The following is a 20326-nucleotide window of genomic DNA, read 5'->3' as shown; positions in this document are numbered from 1 at the left end:
AACGTCGATATTGACGCAATTGCATCATTCGCTAAGGTCCGGGGAAGGGAGCGAGGGAGGATGTTCCGTGGCGAGAAAGCCGAGCATGGAGGACGTCGCGGCGGCGGCCGGCGTTAGCCGGATCACTGTCGACAGGGTGCTGAACGGCCGTGGCGGCGTGAAGCCGAAGACCGAGCAGCTGGTCATCGAAACCGCCAAGGCGCTCGGCGTCGACCGCGCGCTCAGCATGATTCCGACGCGTATTCTGCGCATCGGCGTTGTGCTGCAGAACAATGTGAATTCATATTATGTGAAGCTGCGCGAAGGCTTCGTCCGTGCCGCCCAGCAATACAAGCGCTACAACATCCGCGTCACCTTCTGGTATTTCGAGCAGATCAAGGCCGATGCCGCGATCAAGACGCTGACCAGAGCCGCCGCCGAGTGCGACGGCCTCGTCGTCATCCTCTTCGACGACCCGCAGGTGACGACCAAGGTGGAGGAACTGTCGCGCAAGCTTCCCGTCGTCACCGTCGCGTCCGACCTGCCCGGCACCGGCCGCATCGATTATGTCGGATCGAACGCAATTCAGGAGGGGCGCACGGCGGGGGCGCTCATGGGGCGTTTCCTTGGTGACGCCGGTGGCGACGTGGTCGTTATCGTCGGCCTTCACCAGCTTCTGGAACACGACCAGCGCGCGGTCGGCTTCCGCGACATTGTCGGCCAGAATTATCCGAGCTGTCGGGTGGTCGAGACGTTCCAGAGCTATGAGCAGGAAAACATCCGCAAGGATTTTCGCGCTCTGCTGCGCCGGCATCCGGGTCTGCGCGGCGTCTACAACATGTCGGTGGGCAATCCGGTTCTGGCCGAGGAGCTGAAGGTGATCGGAAAGGACCAGTCCGTATGCGTCATCACCCACACGGTAACCCCGGAGCGTGTGGCGCTGATGGACGATGGCGTCGTCGATGCGATCATCGATCGCGAACCCTTCATGGACGCCCGGCGGGCGATCGAAATCCAGCTCCACCATGCCGGCCGCTTCGCGGAGGAAGACATCACGCCACCCCAACGGCCGCAGATTTTCATCCGCGAGAACGTCCGGCTCGAGTGATTTGCAACCGCCGGTGCATCCCAATTTGATGCAAAAGTATCATTTCTCTCATTGTCAGGCGCCGCCCCTCGCATCACCCTTACCAGCCAGAAAAGTGAACACGGAAGCGAAGGAGGTCGCGCCGTTGTTCCACGCGGCGGGCGTGCTCCAGTGCACCGCTTCACGATTTGGAGGGAGGACATGATGTTCGGCATCGACAAGAACGCAAGGCGGCAAGACTGTCCCGCCGCTGGCTGTCCCAGCATCTTCACGCAATTTCATAACCGCGACGCCGTTGCTCGAAAGAGTTCTGCCATGCGGCAATCCTGCCCGCTCGCTTCGCGAGGGCATCGCTAGCCCGCTGCCGAACGACGACTGAACCCCTTTTTTCTAAGACTGTCGGCCACTCCGCTCACACCGGAGATCGCGGTTCCGTGCCCGGTCGGCAGAGGAGAAGCTTATGAGTGAAGATGCTGAACCAAGGACGCCCACGATGCTTATCGCGGCGCGCGGCATAGAAAAATCCTTCCCTGGCGTTCATGCCCTGCGCAGTGCCCGGTTCGATCTCGCCCGTGGTGAAGTCCATGCCCTGATGGGCGAGAACGGGGCTGGAAAATCCACGCTCATGAAGATCCTGACGGGTGTCTATCAGCCAGACGCCGGCGAGATCATCCTCGAAGGCGCGCCGGTCTCGTTGCATGGGCCGAAATCGGCGCAGGCAAAGGGGATCAGCATCATCCATCAGGAACTCTACCTGATGAACCACCTGACCGCCGCGCAGAACATTTTCATCGGCCGCGAGCCGCGCTTTGGCCTTGGCATGTTCGTCGACGAAACGGCGATGAACAAGGCGGCGGCGGCCCTCTTCAAGCGCATGAAGGTGGATATCGATCCGCAGGTCGAAGTCGGCGACCTCACCGTCGCGCGCCAGCAGCTGGTCGAAATCGCCAAGGCGCTGTCCTACGATTCCAAGGTGCTCATCATGGACGAGCCGACCTCGGCGCTGAACGAGACCGAGGTCGATCACCTGTTCGCCATCATCGAGGACCTGAAGTCGCAGGGCGTCGGCATCGTCTACATCACCCACAAGATGGACGAAGTCATGCGCATCGCCGACCGCATCACCATCATGCGCGACGGCCAGTACATCGAGACGCTTCCCGCCAAGGAGACGCCGATGTCGAAGGTGATCTCGCTCATGGTAGGCCGCGAACTGGCCGATGCCACGCGCGCCGAGGGCGTGTCGAGTGAGGAAGAGGTGCTGCGAGCTGTAGGTCTCAACCGAGGAAACGTTATCCGCGACGTGAGCTTCACGCTTCGCAAGGGCGAAATCCTGGGCTTTGCCGGGCTGATGGGCGCAGGGCGAACCGAGGTGGCGCGTGCGATCTTCGGCGCCGATCCGCTGGAATCCGGCGAGGTCCACGTTCACGGCAAGCGCGCTGCCATTCGCAGCCCGCAGGATGCGGTCCGCCTTGGCATCGCCTATCTCAGCGAAGACCGAAAGCATTTCGGCATCGTGACGCGCATGTCGGTCCGCGACAACGTCACCATGGCCTCCTGGCCGCGCTTCACCTGGGGCGGCGTCTTCATGCGCGACGGCGCGCTGGAGAAGGTCTCGGCCGAATACGTCAAGACGCTCAAGGTCAAGACCCCCTCGGTGGAGCAGGAAACCCGGCTTCTCTCGGGCGGCAATCAGCAGAAGGTGGTCATCGCCAAGTGGCTGCTGCGCGATTGCGACATTCTCATCTTCGATGAACCGACGCGCGGCATCGATATCGGCGCGAAGGCTGAAATCTACGCTCTGCTCCAGAAGCTGGCGGCACAGGGCAAGGCGATCATCGTGATCTCCTCGGAACTTCCGGAAATCCTGCGCCTGTCCCACCGCGTGGTGGTGATGTGCGAAGGCCGGATCACCGGCGAACTCGATGGCAATACCGCGACACAAGAAGCGATCATGACCCTGGCGACACGGCGCCAGGTAACGGCCGCGTAAAGGGAACACGAACATGACAGACGCAACCTTTCAACCCACCGCCGCTCACAAGTCGAGCTTCTTCTCGGCCGCGGCCTTGCAGAAGGCGGTCGCCTTCGTCGTGCTGATCGCGCTCCTCGCCTATTTCAGCATCGCCACCAACAACTTTCTCACGCAGGGCAACCTGATCGGCATCATGCAGGCGACCGCGGTCAACGGCGTGCTTGCCGTCGCCTGCACCTTCGTCATCGTCTCCGGCGGCATCGATCTTTCGGTCGGCACGCTGATGACCTTCTGTTCGGTCATAACCGGCGTGCTTCTGACCTTTCTCGGTCTGCCGATGCCGCTCGGCATCATCGGCGCGCTTCTGACCGGTGCCTTCTGCGGCGCCATCTCCGGCATCGTCATCGCCAAGTTCAAGATCCCGCCCTTCATCGCCACGCTCGGCATGATGCTGATCCTGAAGGGGCTGTCGCTGGTCATCTCGGGCGTCAAGCCGATCTACTTCAACGACACGCCGAACTTCCCGATGATCTCGATCGACTCCTTCGTGGGCCAGATCGTGCCGGGTCTCGAAATTCCGAACGGCGTGCTTATCCTCTTCGTCGTCGCCATCATCGCCTCGATCATCCTCAACCGAACGCTGCTCGGCCGCTACATCTTCGCGCTCGGCAGCAACGAGGAAGCGGCGCGTCTTTCGGGCGTCAATGTCGACCGTTGGAAGATCGTCACCTATGCACTCGGCGGTCTCGTCTGCGGCATCGCCGGCCTCCTCATTGCCTCGCGTCTCAACTCCGCGCAGCCGGCGCTCGGCCAGGGCTATGAGCTCGATGCCATCGCGGCTGTCGTCATCGGCGGCACCTCGCTCAGCGGCGGCCGTGGAACGGTGCTCGGAACCATCATCGGCGCCTTCATCATGTCGGTCCTGAACAACGGACTGCGCATCATGGGCGTGGCGCAGGAATGGCAGATCGTCGTCACCGGAATCATCATCATCGTTGCCGTCTTCGTCGACATGATGCTGCGCAAGAAAAACTAAGCAGGGAAGGGAGCAGCACAGGGGATTTCTGACTGTTTGGATACCACTTTCGCCGCCCGGAGGAGGGCGGCCACCATCAACGGAGGAAGACATACAATGAAACTGAAAACCGCAATCGCCGCACTCAGCCTCGCTTCGGCTCTGTCCGCGCCCGCCTTCGCGCAGGAACCTTATTTCGCGATCATCTCGAAGGGATTTCAGCACCAGTTCTGGCAGGCCGTGAAATCAGGCGCCGAGCAGTCGGCGAAGAAGAATGGCGTCACCATCACCTTCGAAGCGCCGGAAACGGAAGCCATGATCGACAAGCAGATCGACATGCTGAACGCCGCGATCGCCAAGAAGCCGCAGGGCCTCGGTTTCGCAGCGCTGGACTCGCAGGCGGAAGTGCCGCTCCTGAAGAAGGCGCATGAAGCCGGTATCCCGATCGTCGCATTCGATTCCGGCGTCGACAGCGATCTGCCGCTCGCGACCTGCTCGACCGACAACCTGAAGGCCGCCGCCGCCGCCGCCGACAAGATGGCGGAAGCCGTCGGCAAGGCCGGCGAGATCGGCATGCTCGTCCACGACCAGACCAGCCAGACCGGCATTCAGCGTCGCGACGGCTTCAAGAACCAGATCGAGAGCAAATATCCCGACATCAAGATCGTCGACATCCAGTACGGTGGCGACCCGCTGGTGGCGACCGAAAGCGCCAAGGCCATGCTTGCCGCGCACCCCGAGATCAAGGGCATCTTCGCCTCCAACGAAGGCTCGGCGATCGGCCTCTTGCAGGCGGCGCGCGAAAGCAAGGCGAAGATCATCGCCATCGGCTTTGACTCCGGCAAGCAGCAGAGGGCCGCGATCGCGGACGGGTCCGAATATGGCGCGATCACCCAGAACCCTGTCGGGATCGGTGAATGCGTCGTGGATTCGCTCGCCAAGGCGATCAAGGGCGAGAAGCTCGACAAGGTCATCGACACCGGTTTCTACTGGTACGACAAGAGCAATCTGAGCGACCCGAAGGTTTCGGCCGTTCTCTACGATTGATCCTCCCCCGCGGTGGCTTTTAGCCGGGCCACCGCCCATTTTTCCGGTTCGCATTGACGAACCATTGACGGCCCATCTTCTCCCGCGCCCATCCGGCCCCTCCAGCCCAAGGCGCACAAACGGCGGTACCCAGGCGACGTTCTCCCCGCCTCGGTGCCGCCGTTTTTCGTTTTCGTCCCGCTGGTGGGGCCCGATCGATCCCGCGAAATTGGGAAAATAATGAGAAAACGTTTTCCCACGTTGACTTTGCATTTGAGAAACGCTTTTCTCACCTCCGCGAGAAGGAGGAGATCGCGTGGTCGCTCGGAGCAACCGTGTCACAATTCATGACGTCGCCAAGGCTGCGGGCGTCAGCGTTTCGACCGTGTCGAAGGCGCTGAACGATACCGGCCGGATGGCGTCGGAGACGCGCGAGAGGATCAAGTCGATCGCAGCCGATGTCGGCTTCCGGCCGAATGCATTGGCCCGCAGCCTTCTCTTCAACAGAAGTTTCACGGTGGGGCTCCTCACCAACGATACCTACGGCCGTTTCACGTTGCCGGTGATGTCCGGAATTTCCGAAGCGCTTGTCGATCATGGCGTCTCGGTTTTTCTCTGCGCCATCGAGGATGATCCAGCACTCGCCAAGGTTCATGTCGACGCCATGCTGGACAAGCAGGTGGATGGCATCATCGCGACGGGCAAGCGGATCGACAGGTCTCTCCCGGTCGATCTCGCTGGCCTGCCGGTGCCCGTCGTCTACGCCTTCACCGAAGGCGTGCCGGGAAGCGTCGTGCTGACGGCGGATGATTCAGACGGCGCGCGGCTTGCCGTCGAGCGGCTTCGCAAGGTCGGGCGTAAAAGGATCGTCCATGTGACGGGTCCCGACAGTTTCGTCTCGGCCGTGGAGCGCGCCGATGCCTTTCGCCAGGCCGTCGGCCCGGATGCGCTCGTCGTGCACGGCGCATGGACGGAGGCCTGGGGGCATGAAGCCGTCGCCATGCTTTGGGGCGACGACAAGCCGACGCCCGACGGCATTTTCTGCGGCAACGACCAGATCGCGAGAGGCGTGGTGGACGCCTTGCGCGAACGAGGCGTCCGTGTGCCCGAGGACGTGTCGATTATCGGTTTCGACAATTGGGAGATCTTCGCCGACCAGACGCGGCCGGCGCTGACGACGGTCGACATGAATTTGAAGGAGCTCGGCCGAACGGCCGGGCTGACGATCTTGGATCTTGCCGAGGGCCGAACTGTCGAGCCCGGTCTGCGCAAGCTTCCATGCAAGCTCGTTATTCGCCAGTCCTGTGGTGGAAACCGGGAAATCTAAAGGGAGGCGGGGCGCGGTTGCCCCAATGATTGGAGGAAATCATGCATAAGAGAATGCTTGCAGCGACGGCATTGCTGTCGATATTCCTGGCCTCGGCGGCATCCGCCGAAACCGTTAGCATGTGGGTGCGTTCGGGCAGCGGCGGCGGCGCCTTCAAGGCGGTTATCGACGCCTACAACGCGGCCAATACTGACAAGGTCGAACTCACCGAAATCCCCTCGGACCAGATGGTCCAGAAATACGCCACGGCGGTCGCCGGCGGGCAGGCGCCCGATGCGATTTCGCTGGACCTGATCTACACCCCGTCCTTCGCCTCCGCCGGCCAGCTCGAGGACATGACGGATTTCGCCAAGTCGCTCAGCTACTTCAACGCGCTGGCGCCCGCCCACGTTAAGCAGGGCACCTATGAGGGCAAGGTCTACGGCCTGCCGCTTCTGGTCGAGACCTCCGTCTTCGCCTGGAACAAGGGCCTGTATAAACAGGCTGGCCTCGATCCGGAAAAAGCCCCTGCGTCATGGGAAGAGATCGCGTCCAATGCCGAGAAAATCCATAAGCTCGGTGCCGATAATGCGGGCTTCTATTTCTCCGGCGGCGGCTGTGGCGGCTGCATGATCTTTACATTCGCACCTCTCGTGTGGGGTGCCGGCGCGGATATCCTCTCTGAGGATGGAAAGACCGCGACACTGGATACTCCCCAGATGCGAAAGGCCGTCGAAGACTATCGTACGATCGTCAAGTCGGGCGCCGTGCCTGCCAGTGCCGCGACCGATAACGGCGTGGACTTTCTGAAGTTCCTCGGCGGCAAGATCGGCCAGCAGAGCCTCGGCGCTTTCGCCATCGGCACGATGATCACGCAGCATCCGGAGCTCGACTTCGGCGTGGCTATGATCCCCGGCGTCGACGGCAAGCCGTCCTCCTTTGCCGGTGGCGACAATATCGTCGTTACCAAGGGCACGCCGCATGTCAGCCAGATCCAGAAGTTCCTGGAGTTCGTCTATTCCGAGGAGGGGCAGACGATCATGGCCAAGAATGGCAGCCTGCCGACGCGCACCGATATCGCCGAGCAGGTCCTGAAGGGACAGGATCCGCGCCTGCTCGTGGCCGCCGAAGCGATCAAGGTCGCCAAGACACCCTACACGCTGCAGTTCAACGACCTGATCAACAGCCCGAACAGCCCGTGGTCGCAGTTCATCAATGCCGCCATGTTCGGCGATGACGTCGACGGCGCATTCGCCAACGGCCAGGCCGACATGCAGTCGATCATCGACAGCGCGCAATAATGCTTCAGGACGGGATCGCGACCCGATCCCGTCCTGTCATTCCCCAAAATAGAACGAGATCAAAGATGACGACTGAAATCATCTCCGTCTCTCCGAAGCGCAGGCGGCGGCGGAGAGGGGGCTGGCGGGGCGTTGCCTATATCGCGCCCGCAATCGCCCTGGTGACCGTGTTCTTCGTGTTGCCTCTGCTCTTCACCGTCTGGATGAGCCTGCACCGCTGGCCCCTCATGGGCTCGCCGCGCTGGATCGGCATCGGCAACTACACGCGCATGTTCAACGATCCCCGTTTCTGGACATCGCTCGGCTTCACCGCGCAATACACGCTTGTTGTCACGATCGCGATCTTCGCGCTGGCGTTTCCGCTTGCCTTCTTCGTCGACAAGCCGCGCCGCTTCGTGTCGGGCTATCGGACGATCATCTTTCTCCCCGTCGTCATCGGCCTGGCGTCTGCGTCGCTTCTGTGGGTCTGGCTCGCCAATGTCGATAGCGGCCTGTTCTCGCCGGTCTTCGAAATGCTCGGCCTCACACAGGGGCGGCGCAACCTGCTCGCGACCTTTGACAGCGCCTTCCTGACGATCATCGTCATGGTCGTGTGGAAGGTCGCCGGCTTCACGATGATCATTCTTCTGACCGGCCTTCAGGGTATTCCGGCCGAGCTGACCGAAGCGGCGCGCATCGATGGCGCCGGAGCCTGGCAGCGCTTTCGCCATCTGACGCTGCCCTTGATGCGCAGAACCATGGCGCTCGCGCTCATCCTGTCGGTCACCGGATCGATCCTCGCCTTCGACCAGTTCTACATCATGACATCAGGTGGACCGCAAAACCGCATGATCTCGATCGTCTACTACATCTTCAACCAGTCCTTCGTGTCGTTCAATCTCGGCTACGGCGCGGCTCTTTCCATCGCGCTGCTCGTCATCCTGGTGGCGCTCAGCATCGTACAGCTCTGGCTGCTCAAGGTTGGGGAGGACCGTCCATGACCGGCCGCACAGCCCTTCGCGCCCGCCGCAATGCGCGGCGCGCCACAAGCTATCATGTCGCCGGTGCCGCGATCGTCGTGTTCTTCCTGGCGCCGTTTGCGATCATGCTCATGTCATCGTTTCGCCCACGCAGCGAAACGGCGCTGCCGCCATGGCCGCTCACCGGCATCAGCGGGCTCAGCGTCGATGCCTACCGAACGCTCGACACATTCGGCGCTGGCATCTGGCATCATATGCTGAACTCGCTGATCGTCTCGGTCGCGACGGTTGTGCTTCACGGTGGCGATCAGCCTGCTCGCCGGCTACGGCTTCTCGCGTTACCGGTTCCCGTTCAAGAACGTGCTGTTCATCCTGATCATCGCCACCTTGATGATCCCGTTCCAGTCGATCCTGACGCCGCTTTTCATCATTCTCTCCCGGCTGGGGCTGAACAATTCGCTGTTCGGGCTGACGCTCGTCTACGTCACGCTGCAGCTGCCTTTTTCCGTCTTCATGATGCGCAATGCGTTCGACGCGGTACCCAAGGAGATCGAGGAGGCGGCCCGCATCGATGGCGCGCGCGATCTCGGTCTTCTCGCCCGCGTGCTGTTTCCGCTGGTGCTGCCGGGTGTCGTGACCGTCGCGATCTTCGCCTTCCTCAATGCCTGGAACGAGTTCTTCGCGGCACTCGTGCTTCTGTCCAGCAATGAGAAATTCACGCTGCCGGTGCTGATGACCGCCGTGCGCTCATCCAGAATGGGCGCCATCGATTGGGGCGCGGTGCAAGCGGGCGTCGTCGTCATGGTCATTCCCTGCCTGCTCGTCTTCCTGCTTCTGCAACGCTTCTACATGCGCGGCCTGATGGCCGGCGCCGTCAAGTAATTCAAAGGAGAATTTGAAACATGACTACCGAAAACAAGAGCCAGTTCCGCCCGGTCGCGGTTCCCGATGTCGAGCTCAATGGCTTCTGGGGCAAGTGGCAGGATGCGGTGTGCGATTCCACGGCGGCGATCCTGCTCGATCGCTGCGAAAAGGCCGGCATGATCCAGGCGATCGACGTGAACCAGCCAAGCCCCGGTGTCGTCATCCCGATCGACGAGAAGTGGACCGGCTCGACCCAGATGTTCTGGGATTCCGATCTCGGCAAGTCGATCGAAACCATCGCCTACTCGCTCTACCGCAAGCCGAACGCCCAGCTCGAGGCGCGCGCCGATGCCATCATCGACATGTATGAAAAGCTGCAGCAGGAAGACGGCTATGTGAACGCCTGGTTCCAGCGCGTGCAGCCCGGCAAGCGCTGGACCAACCTGCGCGATCACCACGAGCTCTATTGCGCCGGCCATCTCATGGAAGCGGCCGTTGCCTATTACCAGGCAACCGGCAAGCGCAAGCTGCTCGACATCATGTGCCGCTATGCCGACCACATGATCACGGTCTTCGGCCATGGCGAAGGCCAGATCCCCGGCTATTGCGGCCATCAGGAAGTGGAGCTCGCGCTGGTGAAGATGGCGCGCGTGACGGGCGAGCAAAAATACCTCGATCTCTCCAAGTTCTTCATCGACGAACGCGGCCGGCAGCCGCACTTCTTCACCGCCGAAGCGCTTCGCGGCGGCCGCGATCCTAAGGACTATGTGCACAAGACCTATGAATACAGCCAGGCGCATGAACCCGTGCGCGAGCAGGAGAAGGCCGTCGGCCACGCCGTGCGCGCCATGTACCAGTATTCCGGCATGGCCGACATCGCGACCGAATACCATGACGACACGCTGACCAATGCGCTGGAGACGCTTTGGGACGACCTGACGGTGAAGCAGATGTACGTCACCGGCGGCATCGGCCCGGCGGCGATCAACGAGGGCTTCACCGATTACTACGACCTGCCCAACGACACCGCCTATGCCGAAACATGCGCCTCCGTAGGCCTCGTCTTCTGGGCAAGCCGCATGCTCGGCCGAGGCCCGAACCGCCGCTATGCCGACGTCATGGAACAGGCGCTGTACAACGGCGCGCTGACCGGTCTTGCGCTCGACGGCAAGACCTTCTTCTACGACAATCCGCTCGAGAGCACCGGCAAGCACCACCGCTGGGTCTGGCACCGCTGCCCTTGCTGCCCGCCGAACATTGCCCGCCTCGTCGCCTCCGTCGGCTCCTACATGTACGCGGTCGCAGACAACGAGATCGCCGTTCATCTTTACGGTGAGAGCAGCGTCAAGGCCAAGCTCAAGGGCGGCAACGTCAAGCTGACGCAGCACACCGATTATCCGTGGAATGGCGATATCCGCATCGACGTGGATGTCGACGGCACGGCCGAATTCGGCCTCGCGCTGCGCATTCCCGAATGGGCCGAGGGCGCTTCGCTGAAGGTGAATGGCGAGACGGTCGATCTGGCCTCGTCGGTCATCGATGGCTACGCGCGCCTCAACCGCGCCTGGAAGAAGGGCGATGTCATCGCGCTCGATCTTCCGCTGGAGCTGCGCCCGCAATACGCCTCGCCGAAGGTCCGCCAGGACGTCGGCCGCGTCGCGCTCGCCCGCGGCCCGCTGATCTACTGCGTCGAGGAAACCGACAACGGCCACGATCTCAACGCCTTCGTCGTTCCGCAGAAGCTTGCCGGTCACCGGACGAAGACGATCGAAGGGCTGAATGGCGCGGTAGCAGTCGAGCTCGACGTTTCCAGGGAAGACGCAAGCGGCTGGAACGGTTCGCTCTATCGTACCCGTCCGGCCGAGCAGGTGCCGGCGACCGTCACGCTCGTCCCCTATCATCTCTGGGACAACCGCGAGCCGGGCGCCATGCTGGTCTGGCTCCAGACCGGGAAGTAGGCCGATGGTCTCGATGGAAACAGCGAGCGTCTCGCTCAAGGACGTGCGAAAATCATACGGCAGCCTGCCTGTCGTGCATGGCATCGATCTCGACATCAAGGAGGGGGACTTCGTCGTTTTTGTCGGCCCCTCCGGCTGCGGAAAATCGACCCTGCTCCGGATGATCGCGGGCCTCGAGGAAGTGACCGATGGCGAGATCAGCATCAAGGGGCGGGATGTCACTGATCTCGACCCCTCCGATCGCGGCATCGCCATGGTCTTCCAGTCCTACGCGCTTTATCCGCATATGTCGGTGCGGGAAAACCTCGCATTCGGCCTGAAGATGGCAAAGACCGACGCGGCGGAAATCAAGCGCCGCGTCGACGAGGCGGCCGGCATCCTGAAGATCGACCATCTTCTCGATCGCCGTCCGGGCCAGCTCTCCGGCGGCCAGCGGCAGCGCGTGGCCATCGGCCGCGCGATCGTGCGCGAGCCCGATGTCTTCCTGTTCGACGAGCCGCTGTCGAACCTCGACGCGGAGCTGCGCGTCTCGATGCGCATCGAGATCGCCAGGCTCCATCGTGAGCTCGGCAACACGATGATCTATGTGACGCACGACCAGACCGAGGCGATGACGCTGGCCGACCAGATCGTCGTGCTTCGAAACGGACGGGTCGAGCAATCGGGATCGCCACGGGAGATCTACGAAAACCCGTCCAACATGTTCGTCGCCGGCTTCATCGGCTCGCCCAGGATGAATTTCCTGAAGGCGGTCGCCCAGGGCAATGGTCGCTTCGACATCGCGGCGAAGAGCTTCGAGGATCAGGGGCTGCCGGCGAGCCTTGCGCGCGGAACGGAGTTCATGATTGGCATTCGGCCGGAGCATATCGTGATCGACGAGGCAGCCGAAGGGTCGATTGCCGCGCGCGTCGAGTTCTTCGAATATCTCGGCGGCACGCGCTATATCTACTGCGCACTCGAAGACGGTCAGAACCTCGTCGTCGAGCAGAGAGCAGGCCCCGATATCGAGCCCGGCGCGGTGATCGCGCTCGACCTGTCGTCCAGCCAGCGGCTGTTTTTCGATGCCGAGGGAGGGCGGTTGCGCGTTTAGAGGCTGTCAGGCCCGGGCGAGCGAGAACAGCTTCCCTCGAAAAAGAAGCACGATTGTTCCCGCTGCCAACACAGCGATCGCGGCCGTCACCAGCCAGAGCAACGGCATGGCGAGCGTCGACAGGATGCCTTGTTCGCCGCGGGCGACCATGCGGATCAGATCGGCGGCGAGCGCGGTCAGGCCGAAGGAGAAGGCCCAATAGGAGGCAGCGAATGGTTGCTTCGCCACCCATGGGAGAAGGCGAAGCGCCAGGAGCAGTTGCAGCATGGCGTAACCCACCATGGCATGGGCCAGCAGATCCGGCGCTCCGTTGGTCACGCTCAGATAGGCGGCTGCACCCACTGCCGGCGGTGCGAGCTGGATGCCGATCGTCGGACGCAGGGGCTCGGCCAGTTCCGCGGCATTGAGCAGCCGGTTCAAGATGACGGATTCCATCGCCAGCCACGAGAAGAAGCCCGCGCCGAAGGCCAGTTGCGCCAGATCGGAATAGCCGAGTGCCGCGCCGACGATTGCCGCGACATAGCATCCGGCAACCGTCGGGAGATACAGAACCGGCGTCGTCGTGGTCGGATCGCGTCCGCCCTGCCACAAGGCACCCGTCCGCCATATCGCGAAGGCGAGCGTCCAGAGCAGGCCTATCCAATAGAATGCCAGCGCCAGCGCGCCGGAAAACGGCGCGACCATCGCTGCGCAAAGCATGGTGGCGACACCGATGAGGCCGATGAAGCAGCACTGGACGGGATGCTCGATCTCCTTGCGCGCCTCCTCGGCGAAGAGGATACACTTCAATCCATAGAGAAAAATGAGAACGAGCCAGACCGCGAGCGCGAGAAGCGCAATGCCGTCTCCGACAGCGGTGGGAAGCGCGAAGTGCCCGGCGGCCGCGCGCCAGGCGTTGGAAAGGCCCGCTATGCCGAGCACGATGCCGAAGGCCGATGCGGGAGCGACAGGAAGCCGCCTTCCAGTGGCTGCGGTAGCCTGATCAGGTTGCGATGGCATTGCGGTCATGTGGACTCCGAGGCTGGAACGGATGGTTACGACGACTGAAATGCGATCTTGCTGACGGTGATGCCCCCGCCAAGGCTTCGCTCAGGCCCACGGTATAAAGAGCCTGTTGTATCAGTATTGCAACAAACGGCGCGACCAAATCATCGAAATTCTGCGAGACCCTCTCAATGCCTGTGTGGCAGCGACTCTTTGCCCCGGCCTGCTGGGGCCTGGATGGCTTGCGCTGATCGACCGTAACGTCCTAATACGCGGCCGCGTAATTTAGACGAGGCCGTTTTAAGCATGAAGTCGAAGTCCAGCCGTGCATCACACGAAGCGATCGCGCTTGCCGCTGATGTCAGCGTCAGCACGGTCGATCGTGTCCTGAACGAACGCGGCGGCGTTACGGAGGAGAAGGCGCGGCGCGTCGTCGAGGCCGCGGCGCGATTGGGCTTCGTGCGGGTTCTTCCCGAGATCTGGCACACGACGAAACGCATCGAAGTGATCCTGCCAAAGAATTCGACGCCGTTCTGGCAATCGCTGGATGATGCCTTTGTCCGCCACGGTGCCGCGCTGCCGCGGCACTATGTGATGCAGCGGACACACTTGAGAGAGAACGATGCCGCGCTTTGGCGACGCGCCATCCTCAATCCCGCGGCGCCGAGGGCGGCCTTGATCATAGCGGCCGATGCCGGAGCCGAAATCGCGCCTGCCTTGCAGGAGGTCATGGACCGGGGCGAGATTGTGGGGACATTGACGACGGAGATTCCGGGCCTGTCCGGCCACACGCATAGCGGCATCGACAATGTTGCCGCCGGTCGCACGGCCGGCAAGCTGATGGCAGGGCTGCTTCGGCGCGAAGGCGTGCTGGCCGTTCTGCCGCCACATGAGCGGCGTGTCGAACATACACAGAGGATCGAAGGCTTCCGCCAGATGGTCGCGGATCGGTTCGAGGTACAGGTGCATCCGACCTATGACCGCAATCACAAGCTATCCAGTCTTGTGACAAACCTGCTCGATAAACACGGTGTGGTGGGGATTTATGACACTGGTCACGATTCGGTCGAAATCGGCGAGACACTGAGAAGGCGTGCCGATCGGCCGGTCTGGATCGCGCATGAGAAGAGCAGCGTTCACCAGTCATATCTGAAAACGGGGGTTCTCGACTTCGTTCTAGATCAGGATCCGAATCAGCAAGCATCTCATGCACTGCTTGATGTTCTGCACCGGTGTCGCGAAGAAAAGTTCATGCTCGTGCCGGTGCAGAAGCCGGAACTGAGGATTTACTGTAGCGAAAATCTCTAAGAGAGCGGCACGAAACCCAACAGTTGACAATGCGCAAACTTGATGGACTTCCATCAAGGAACATTGTTGCTGCATTGCAGCAGCCGGATTAGTCCTTTTGTCGCAGCGCACAAGACATCTTGTCGCGGGTGCTGCGAATTCGCCAATGGGCAAAACCAATTCTCGGACGCGGTAGTGGCATCGTCGATGCAAATCGAAGGGTGCCATTGTTTGAAGCGTTCGTCGGGACACGGCATATGGAAGACAAATCACTATCAACTTTGAAGCTCGGCAGACGCGGTGTGCTCGGCCTGGGCATCGCGGGTGTCACTGCGGTTGCGTTCGGCATCTGTCCTGGCGCAGCTTTCGCGCAGGAAGCTATTGACGAGAAGGCTTTTCTGGCGCTTTCGCAGCGCCTGACCAATCGTGCCACGCTTGATGCGCAAATCTCGGCACGCGCATTCGCCGCGCTTTCGGCCGAGGATGCGTCGTTTCCGGCAGCCGCCCTGAAGCTCAGCCAGGCGATGGATCAGGCCGGTCTCACCGACATGCGCAACTTCAAGGAATTTGCGGCCGCCAATCCGGATCTGTCGCCGACCGCGATGAAGATCATCTCGGCCTGGTATCTCGGCTACACAGGCACGCCCGAAGGCGAAGCCAATCATGACGATGCCCGCTTCGTCGCCTTTGCCGGTGCGCTGATGTACGAGCCGACCAAGGACGTCACCATCGTTCCCACCTATGCACGCGGACACACCAACTACTGGGTCGAACCGCCGGCAAGCCTCGCTACCGACTAACCTCCCTCCCTCTCCCAATTCAACTCATTGATAAGCTGGCCTCTTCCGGGACCGGCCAGCCCAGGATATTGTCATGGCTACCCAATACGACGCCGATGTGATCGTCATCGGCTCCGGCGCGATCGGCAGCAACGCCGCGCATCTGCTTGCTCAACGCGGCAAGTCCGTCATCATCCTCGAAACGGGTGAGTGGATCCCGCGCTGGAAGATCGTCGAGAACTTCCGCTCCTCGCCGCGCAAGAACAACCTCAACGATCCGTATCCGACATTCCCCTGGGCGATGTCCTCCTTCGATAAGGATTACATCGAGAACACCGGCAATTTTCACTACGTCCCCTATCAGCTGTCGCTGGTCGGCGGCACGACGTGGCACTGGGCGGCGGCGACTTGGCGCTTCCTGCCGAACGACATGAAGATGAAGTCGCTCTATGGCGTCAGCAATGACTGGCCGATGGAGTATTCCGACCTCGAGCCCTGGTACGATCTGGCCGAATACAATCTCGGCGTCGCCGGCAGCGATACGGACGACCAGTCCGGCCACGGTGGTGGTGCGCACCCGCCGCGTTCCAAGCCCTATCCGGTCACGGCGGAAGGCGAAACCTATTACTTCCAGCGGCTGAAGGAGCGCATCGGCGCCGAAGGCTACAATTTCATCCACGAGCCAAACGGTCGTACCAACAAGCCCTATGACGGCCGTCCCGCCTGCTCGGGCAACAACAACTGCATGCCCGTCTGTCCCATCGGCGCGATGTATTCTGGCGATGTGCATGCCCGCCACGCCCAGGATACCGGCGCCAAAATCATCACGAACGCCACGGCCTACAATCTGGAAAAGGGCGAGGGCGGCAAGATCGTCGCCGTCCACTACCGCACGCCGAAGGGCGACGACGTCCGGTTGACGGCAAAGGCCTTCATCGTTGCCGCCAACGGCATCGAAACGCCGAAGCTGCTGCTCCTTTCCGACGTCGCCAATTCCAACGACCTGGTCGGCCGCCACCTGATGGACCATTCGGGTATCAGCCTGATCTTCACCGCCGACGAGCCGCTCTGGCCCGGTCGCGGCCAGGTGCAGCAGGGCGCGATCTTCAAGTGGCGTGATGGTGACTGGCGCGGCCAGCACTCGGCCATCAAGCATGCGCCGCACAACAACGTGCCGAACCGCGACGTCGCCGAAATGCTGATCAAGCAGGGCGTCGTTGGACCGGAACTCGACGAGCAGATCCGCCATCTCTCCGCCCGCTGGGTGGTGATCGAAAGCATGTTCGAAACCCTGCCGCGCGCCACCAACCGCGTGACGCTGTCGACGACGAAGAAGGATGCGCTCGGCATTCCGACGCTCTCCTTCAACTATGATCTCGACGGCGACGAGTATGTCGAGAAGGCACGCGATCTGTGCATGGAAGACTACGGCACGTTCGTGCGCGCCATGGGCGGCAAGGTCATCAACGACAAGACCGGCTGGCAGAACCACGCCCACGTCATGGGCACCGTGATGATGGGCGCCGATTCCAAGACCTCGGTGACCAATCATGAGGGCCGTACCTGGGACCACGACAACTTGTTCCTGTCGACGACCGGCCTCCTGCCGTCGTCGAGCGTTCTCAACCCCACCCTTGCCGGTATCGCGCTCGGTCTGCGCACTGCCGACATCATCTCCAAGGAGGTCTGAGATGCGCAACACGATCCTTTCGCTCTCGGCCGCCGTCGGCGCTCTCGTCTTCTCCGCTATGCCGACCTTCGCGCAGGACGCCGACCTCAAGGCTCTGATCGAGCGTGGGCACGCGGTGTCCATCGCGTCCGACTGCATGGCCTGCCACAGGACTGCGGCGCCCGACGGCAAGCCGTTCGCCGGCGGCTACACGATCGCCTCCCCGATGGGTCCGATCGTCGCCCCGAACATCACTCCCTCCAAGGAGTTCGGCATCGGCAACTGGACGGAAGCGCAGTTCATCGATGCGGTCAGAAACGGTGTCGCCCCTCGCGGCCATCTCTACCCGGCCATGCCCTACACCGCCTATCGCGGCATGACGGATGAGGACATCCACGCGCTCTACACCTATCTCACCCACGACGTTGCGCCGGTGGACGAAGCGCCGTCGGCAAAGACGACGCTGCCATTCCCGTTCAACCAGCGCATCGCGATGTTCGGCTGGAACCTCCTGTTCAACCGCGCCACGCCGTTCGATAGCGCGGCGGTCGCGCCGGGTGCCGCCGAGCGCGGCAAGTATCTCGTCGATGCGCTCGCCCACTGCGGCGCCTGCCACACTCCGCGCAACACTTTCATGGCCGAAGATGCCGGCCAGTATCTTGGCGGCGGCGATGTCGGCGGTTGGCATGCGCCGAACATCACCTCCGATCCGATCAGCGGCATCGGCGGTTGGAACACGCAGGAAATCGTCGCATACCTGAAGCACGGCAATGCCGTCGGCAAGTCGCAGGCCGCAGGACCGATGGCCGAGGCGGTCGAGCACAGCTTCCGCCATATGTCGGATGAGGATCTGACGGCGATGGCTGTGTATCTGAAGACGGTGCCGCCGATCCGCGCCGCCGGTCAGACCGTGCCGGCCTTCGCGCACAAGGATGCAAAACCTGACGATATCGCCAAGCTCGACTACGCGATCGACCGCTCGCCGGCCGCCATGCAGAATGGTTCGTCCGTCGACGGCCAGGAGCTCTATGTCAGCGCCTGCGCAACCTGCCACCAGCTGAATGGCTCGGGCACGGAGGACCAGTTCTATCCGTCTCTGACCAGCAACCGCGCAACCGGCGGCCTGACGGCAAGCAACCTGGTCATGGCGATCGTCGAGGGCATTCACCGCCCGACGAACGACGTCACCGTGGCGATGCCGGCCTTCAAGAACCAGCTGACCAACGCGCAGATCGCTGCCGTCTCGAATTACGTTCTGGCGCGCTTCGGCAACGATACGCTGAAGGTGAGCGAGCAGGACGTCGTCACATTGCGCAATGGCGGCGAGGTGCCGCTGCTGATCAGGGCGACGCCTTGGCTAATGTGGGGCGGCGCCTGCGCGGCAGCCATCGTCCTGATCCTGCTGATTGGGCTGTTCCTGCGCAGGAAGCCGGCGGTAGCCTGATCTTCTAAGAATAAAGGCGCCTCTCCTTTTACGCGGAGGGGCGCCTGAACTGCTTCGTCGGGGCCGACGCTCGCCGAAGTCCCGCCGCCTGCGGTCGGTACTCGCCTGATACCGTCCGATCGTCCGTCTTGACGGCGGAGGGATTATTCGGACGGTTGTTCGACAGGGCTCGCCGAACTGATCTTCTTCAGTAGGCCCTTCAGCTGCGCGAGTTCATCGGCGTCAAATTGACGAAACTGCGCCATATGCACCTCCAGTAAGGGTGCATCGATGTTCGCCAGAACCTGGTTGCCGGTCTCCGACAGGACGACCCTGACGATACGACGATCGCTTTTATCATTTCTGCGCTTGACGAGTCGGTCGCGTACAAGGCGATCGATCAGCCTCGTGACGTCAGCGCGCGGGTCCGTCATCTGATGGCGGATCTCATTGACCGTCGCGCCGGCCGGCCCAGCGCGGCGAATTGCCCGCAACGCGTTGTACTGTTTGCCGGAAACACCGTTGGACGCAAAAAGATCGGCTACCGGCGCGCTGACAATCTCCGCTGCCCTGATCAGGAACAGATAGGCTTCCTGTTCCGTGAGAACCTTGCCGGTTTCCGCGGCGATCATCTCCGGCATGCGAAAGTCGCCGACGCTTTCAATTTCCTCAGTCAATTCAGAGCCGTTTATCGTTTGGTGTTGGGCTTGCACCTCGGAAAATACATCAAAAACAAGCGTAGCAAAGTGCGAGTCTGCTCAAGCTGGATGCAACGAGTTGCTGCATATGGGCGCACCCCAGGAAAAACACGATTGAGTTTCACGCAAACTCGCGATCCGTCAAACCATTAGGACGCAGGCGAGATCATCTCTCCGCAGCGTGTTCGATCCCCGTCAAACACGGCATCCTTGATAACGCGCTGATCGTCCACCGACAGTTTGACGATGCAGGTGTGCGTTCGTGTCTTGAGTTTAAGGCTCTCGGTTTCCTCCGTCGCCGACTGGCTGTCTCGTCCCGAAACCGTCCGGATCACACTCGGCGCAGCATATTGTTCGGTATAACTCTTTTGCCAGAAAACGGTGTGGCGGCCACCGATACGGTTTTCGCCTGTCGGTTCGCCGAATATGGACGTCGCCTTTGCAAGCGGCTGGCCGCGAAGCGAGGCCAGGTCCGAGGCGGTGGGGCCGGTCTCGGAAGAAACGCAGGCCGATGTGGCCGCAACGATGGAGAGCATGGCGACAAGGCGCGCGGCCAAGGAGCAAGCACGTCGAAAAGCGGCTTGCTGCGGCATGTGATGTCTTTCCATAGGCAATTCCCTTTCTGGCCTTTTGGGGCGCTGCCTCGTCAAGGCGGCCGTAGGATCGGCACCCGATGATGCTGATCCACCTTTCGGTCCCTTCTCGTGACCGGGAGGCCGACCCAGAGGGTAGACGCCATTTCACGGTTTGCATCAAGCCCGATAACGGACGAATTCTAGAACATCCAGGCGGAGCCGCACACGGCGGCATCACTTGTTTGTTAATAACATAATATGTTGAGAACATATATGTTGTTTGCGTTGGACGATAGATGCTCGGCTGTATGGTGCACGGCAATGACCTGCGCGGCTTTCACGTATCGTCCG

General features: G+C 61.7%; 16 protein-coding genes and 1 pseudogene. 14 read left to right on the top strand and 3 right to left on the bottom strand.

What is annotated here, in order from left to right; translation table 11 throughout:
- Positions 1–67: 67 nt before the first annotated feature.
- From ACODTZ_RS00680 to ACODTZ_RS00635, 10 genes and pseudogenes are all read left to right on the top strand, one after another.
- Positions 68–1087, top strand: a complete 1020-nt coding sequence (locus ACODTZ_RS00680; RefSeq protein WP_489023028.1) for a LacI family DNA-binding transcriptional regulator — start codon at positions 68–70, stop codon at positions 1085–1087.
- Positions 1088–1526: 439 nt separating this feature from the next.
- The gene (locus tag ACODTZ_RS00675) at positions 1527–3059 is read left to right on the top strand and encodes a sugar ABC transporter ATP-binding protein (RefSeq protein WP_489023026.1); all 1533 of its coding nucleotides are present in this window, start codon (positions 1527–1529) and stop codon (positions 3057–3059) included.
- Positions 3060–3072: 13 nt separating this feature from the next.
- Positions 3073–4077: an ABC transporter permease gene (locus ACODTZ_RS00670; protein ID WP_209235746.1), complete on the top strand. Its 1005-nt coding sequence runs from the start codon at positions 3073–3075 to the stop codon at positions 4075–4077.
- A 96-nt stretch (positions 4078–4173) separates the two neighbouring features.
- Positions 4174–5103 carry an ABC transporter substrate-binding protein gene (locus tag ACODTZ_RS00665; RefSeq protein WP_047504854.1) on the top strand — a complete coding sequence of 310 codons (930 nt, stop codon included), beginning with the start codon at positions 4174–4176 and terminating at the stop codon, positions 5101–5103.
- Between the two features lie 295 nt (positions 5104–5398).
- A complete protein-coding gene (locus ACODTZ_RS00660) occupies positions 5399–6409 on the top strand; it encodes a LacI family DNA-binding transcriptional regulator (RefSeq protein WP_489023023.1) in 1011 nt (336 codons plus the stop codon).
- 41 nt (positions 6410–6450) lie between these two features.
- The gene (locus ACODTZ_RS00655) at positions 6451–7689 is read left to right on the top strand and encodes an ABC transporter substrate-binding protein (RefSeq protein WP_209235743.1); all 1239 of its coding nucleotides are present in this window, start codon (positions 6451–6453) and stop codon (positions 7687–7689) included.
- A 65-nt stretch (positions 7690–7754) separates the two neighbouring features.
- The gene (locus ACODTZ_RS00650; protein WP_111560818.1) at positions 7755–8669 is read left to right on the top strand and encodes a carbohydrate ABC transporter permease; all 915 of its coding nucleotides are present in this window, start codon (positions 7755–7757) and stop codon (positions 8667–8669) included.
- Positions 8666–9530, top strand: a pseudogene (locus ACODTZ_RS00645) (carbohydrate ABC transporter permease). Before ACODTZ_RS00650 ends, ACODTZ_RS00645 begins: the two are co-directional and overlap by 4 nt.
- 20 nt (positions 9531–9550) lie before the next feature.
- On the top strand, positions 9551–11470 hold the full coding sequence (locus ACODTZ_RS00640; RefSeq protein ID WP_489023020.1) for a glycoside hydrolase family 127 protein: 1920 nt from the start codon (positions 9551–9553) through the stop codon (positions 11468–11470).
- A 13-nt stretch (positions 11471–11483) separates the two neighbouring features.
- On the top strand, positions 11484–12560 hold the full coding sequence (locus tag ACODTZ_RS00635) for an ABC transporter ATP-binding protein (RefSeq protein ID WP_489024746.1): 1077 nt from the start codon (positions 11484–11486) through the stop codon (positions 12558–12560).
- 6 nt (positions 12561–12566) lie between these two features.
- On the opposite strand, the gene tehA is transcribed toward ACODTZ_RS00635, so the two are convergent.
- Positions 12567–13481: a dicarboxylate transporter/tellurite-resistance protein TehA gene (tehA, locus tag ACODTZ_RS00630; RefSeq protein ID WP_489023018.1), complete on the bottom strand. Its 915-nt coding sequence runs from the start codon at positions 13479–13481 to the stop codon at positions 12567–12569.
- Positions 13482–13850: 369 nt separating this feature from the next.
- Here tehA and ACODTZ_RS00625 point away from each other — a divergent pair, with 369 nt between their 5' ends.
- The 4 genes from ACODTZ_RS00625 to ACODTZ_RS00610 all read left to right on the top strand — a co-directional run bounded on the left by ACODTZ_RS00625 (position 13851) and on the right by ACODTZ_RS00610 (position 18723).
- On the top strand, positions 13851–14852 hold the full coding sequence (locus ACODTZ_RS00625; RefSeq protein ID WP_489023016.1) for a LacI family DNA-binding transcriptional regulator: 1002 nt from the start codon (positions 13851–13853) through the stop codon (positions 14850–14852).
- A gap of 236 nt (positions 14853–15088) precedes the next feature.
- Complete coding sequence (locus ACODTZ_RS00620) at positions 15089–15631, top strand: sugar dehydrogenase complex small subunit (protein WP_111560823.1); 543 nt, start codon at positions 15089–15091, stop codon at positions 15629–15631.
- A gap of 73 nt (positions 15632–15704) precedes the next feature.
- Entirely contained in the window at positions 15705–17300 is a 1596-nt protein-coding gene (locus ACODTZ_RS00615) for a GMC family oxidoreductase (RefSeq protein ID WP_489023014.1), read from the top strand.
- Between the two features lies 1 nt (position 17301).
- On the top strand, positions 17302–18723 hold the full coding sequence (locus tag ACODTZ_RS00610) for a c-type cytochrome (protein WP_489023012.1): 1422 nt from the start codon (positions 17302–17304) through the stop codon (positions 18721–18723).
- 143 nt (positions 18724–18866) lie between these two features.
- Here the strand turns inward: ACODTZ_RS00610 and ACODTZ_RS00605 are convergent, their stop codons facing one another.
- Together ACODTZ_RS00605 and ACODTZ_RS00600 are read right to left on the bottom strand one after the other, a co-directional pair.
- On the bottom strand, positions 18867–19343 hold the full coding sequence (locus ACODTZ_RS00605) for a MarR family winged helix-turn-helix transcriptional regulator (protein ID WP_247750430.1): 477 nt from the start codon (positions 19341–19343) through the stop codon (positions 18867–18869).
- A gap of 206 nt (positions 19344–19549) precedes the next feature.
- Positions 19550–19993, bottom strand: coding sequence for a hypothetical protein (locus ACODTZ_RS00600; protein WP_489023010.1), 444 nt, complete (start codon positions 19991–19993; stop codon positions 19550–19552).
- Positions 19994–20326 lie beyond the last annotated feature (333 nt).

This window comes from Rhizobium sp. FG113 (assembly GCF_057809895.1).
The sequence above is the reverse complement of the archived record's forward strand: the minus strand, read 5'-3'. Positions and strand labels throughout refer to the sequence as shown.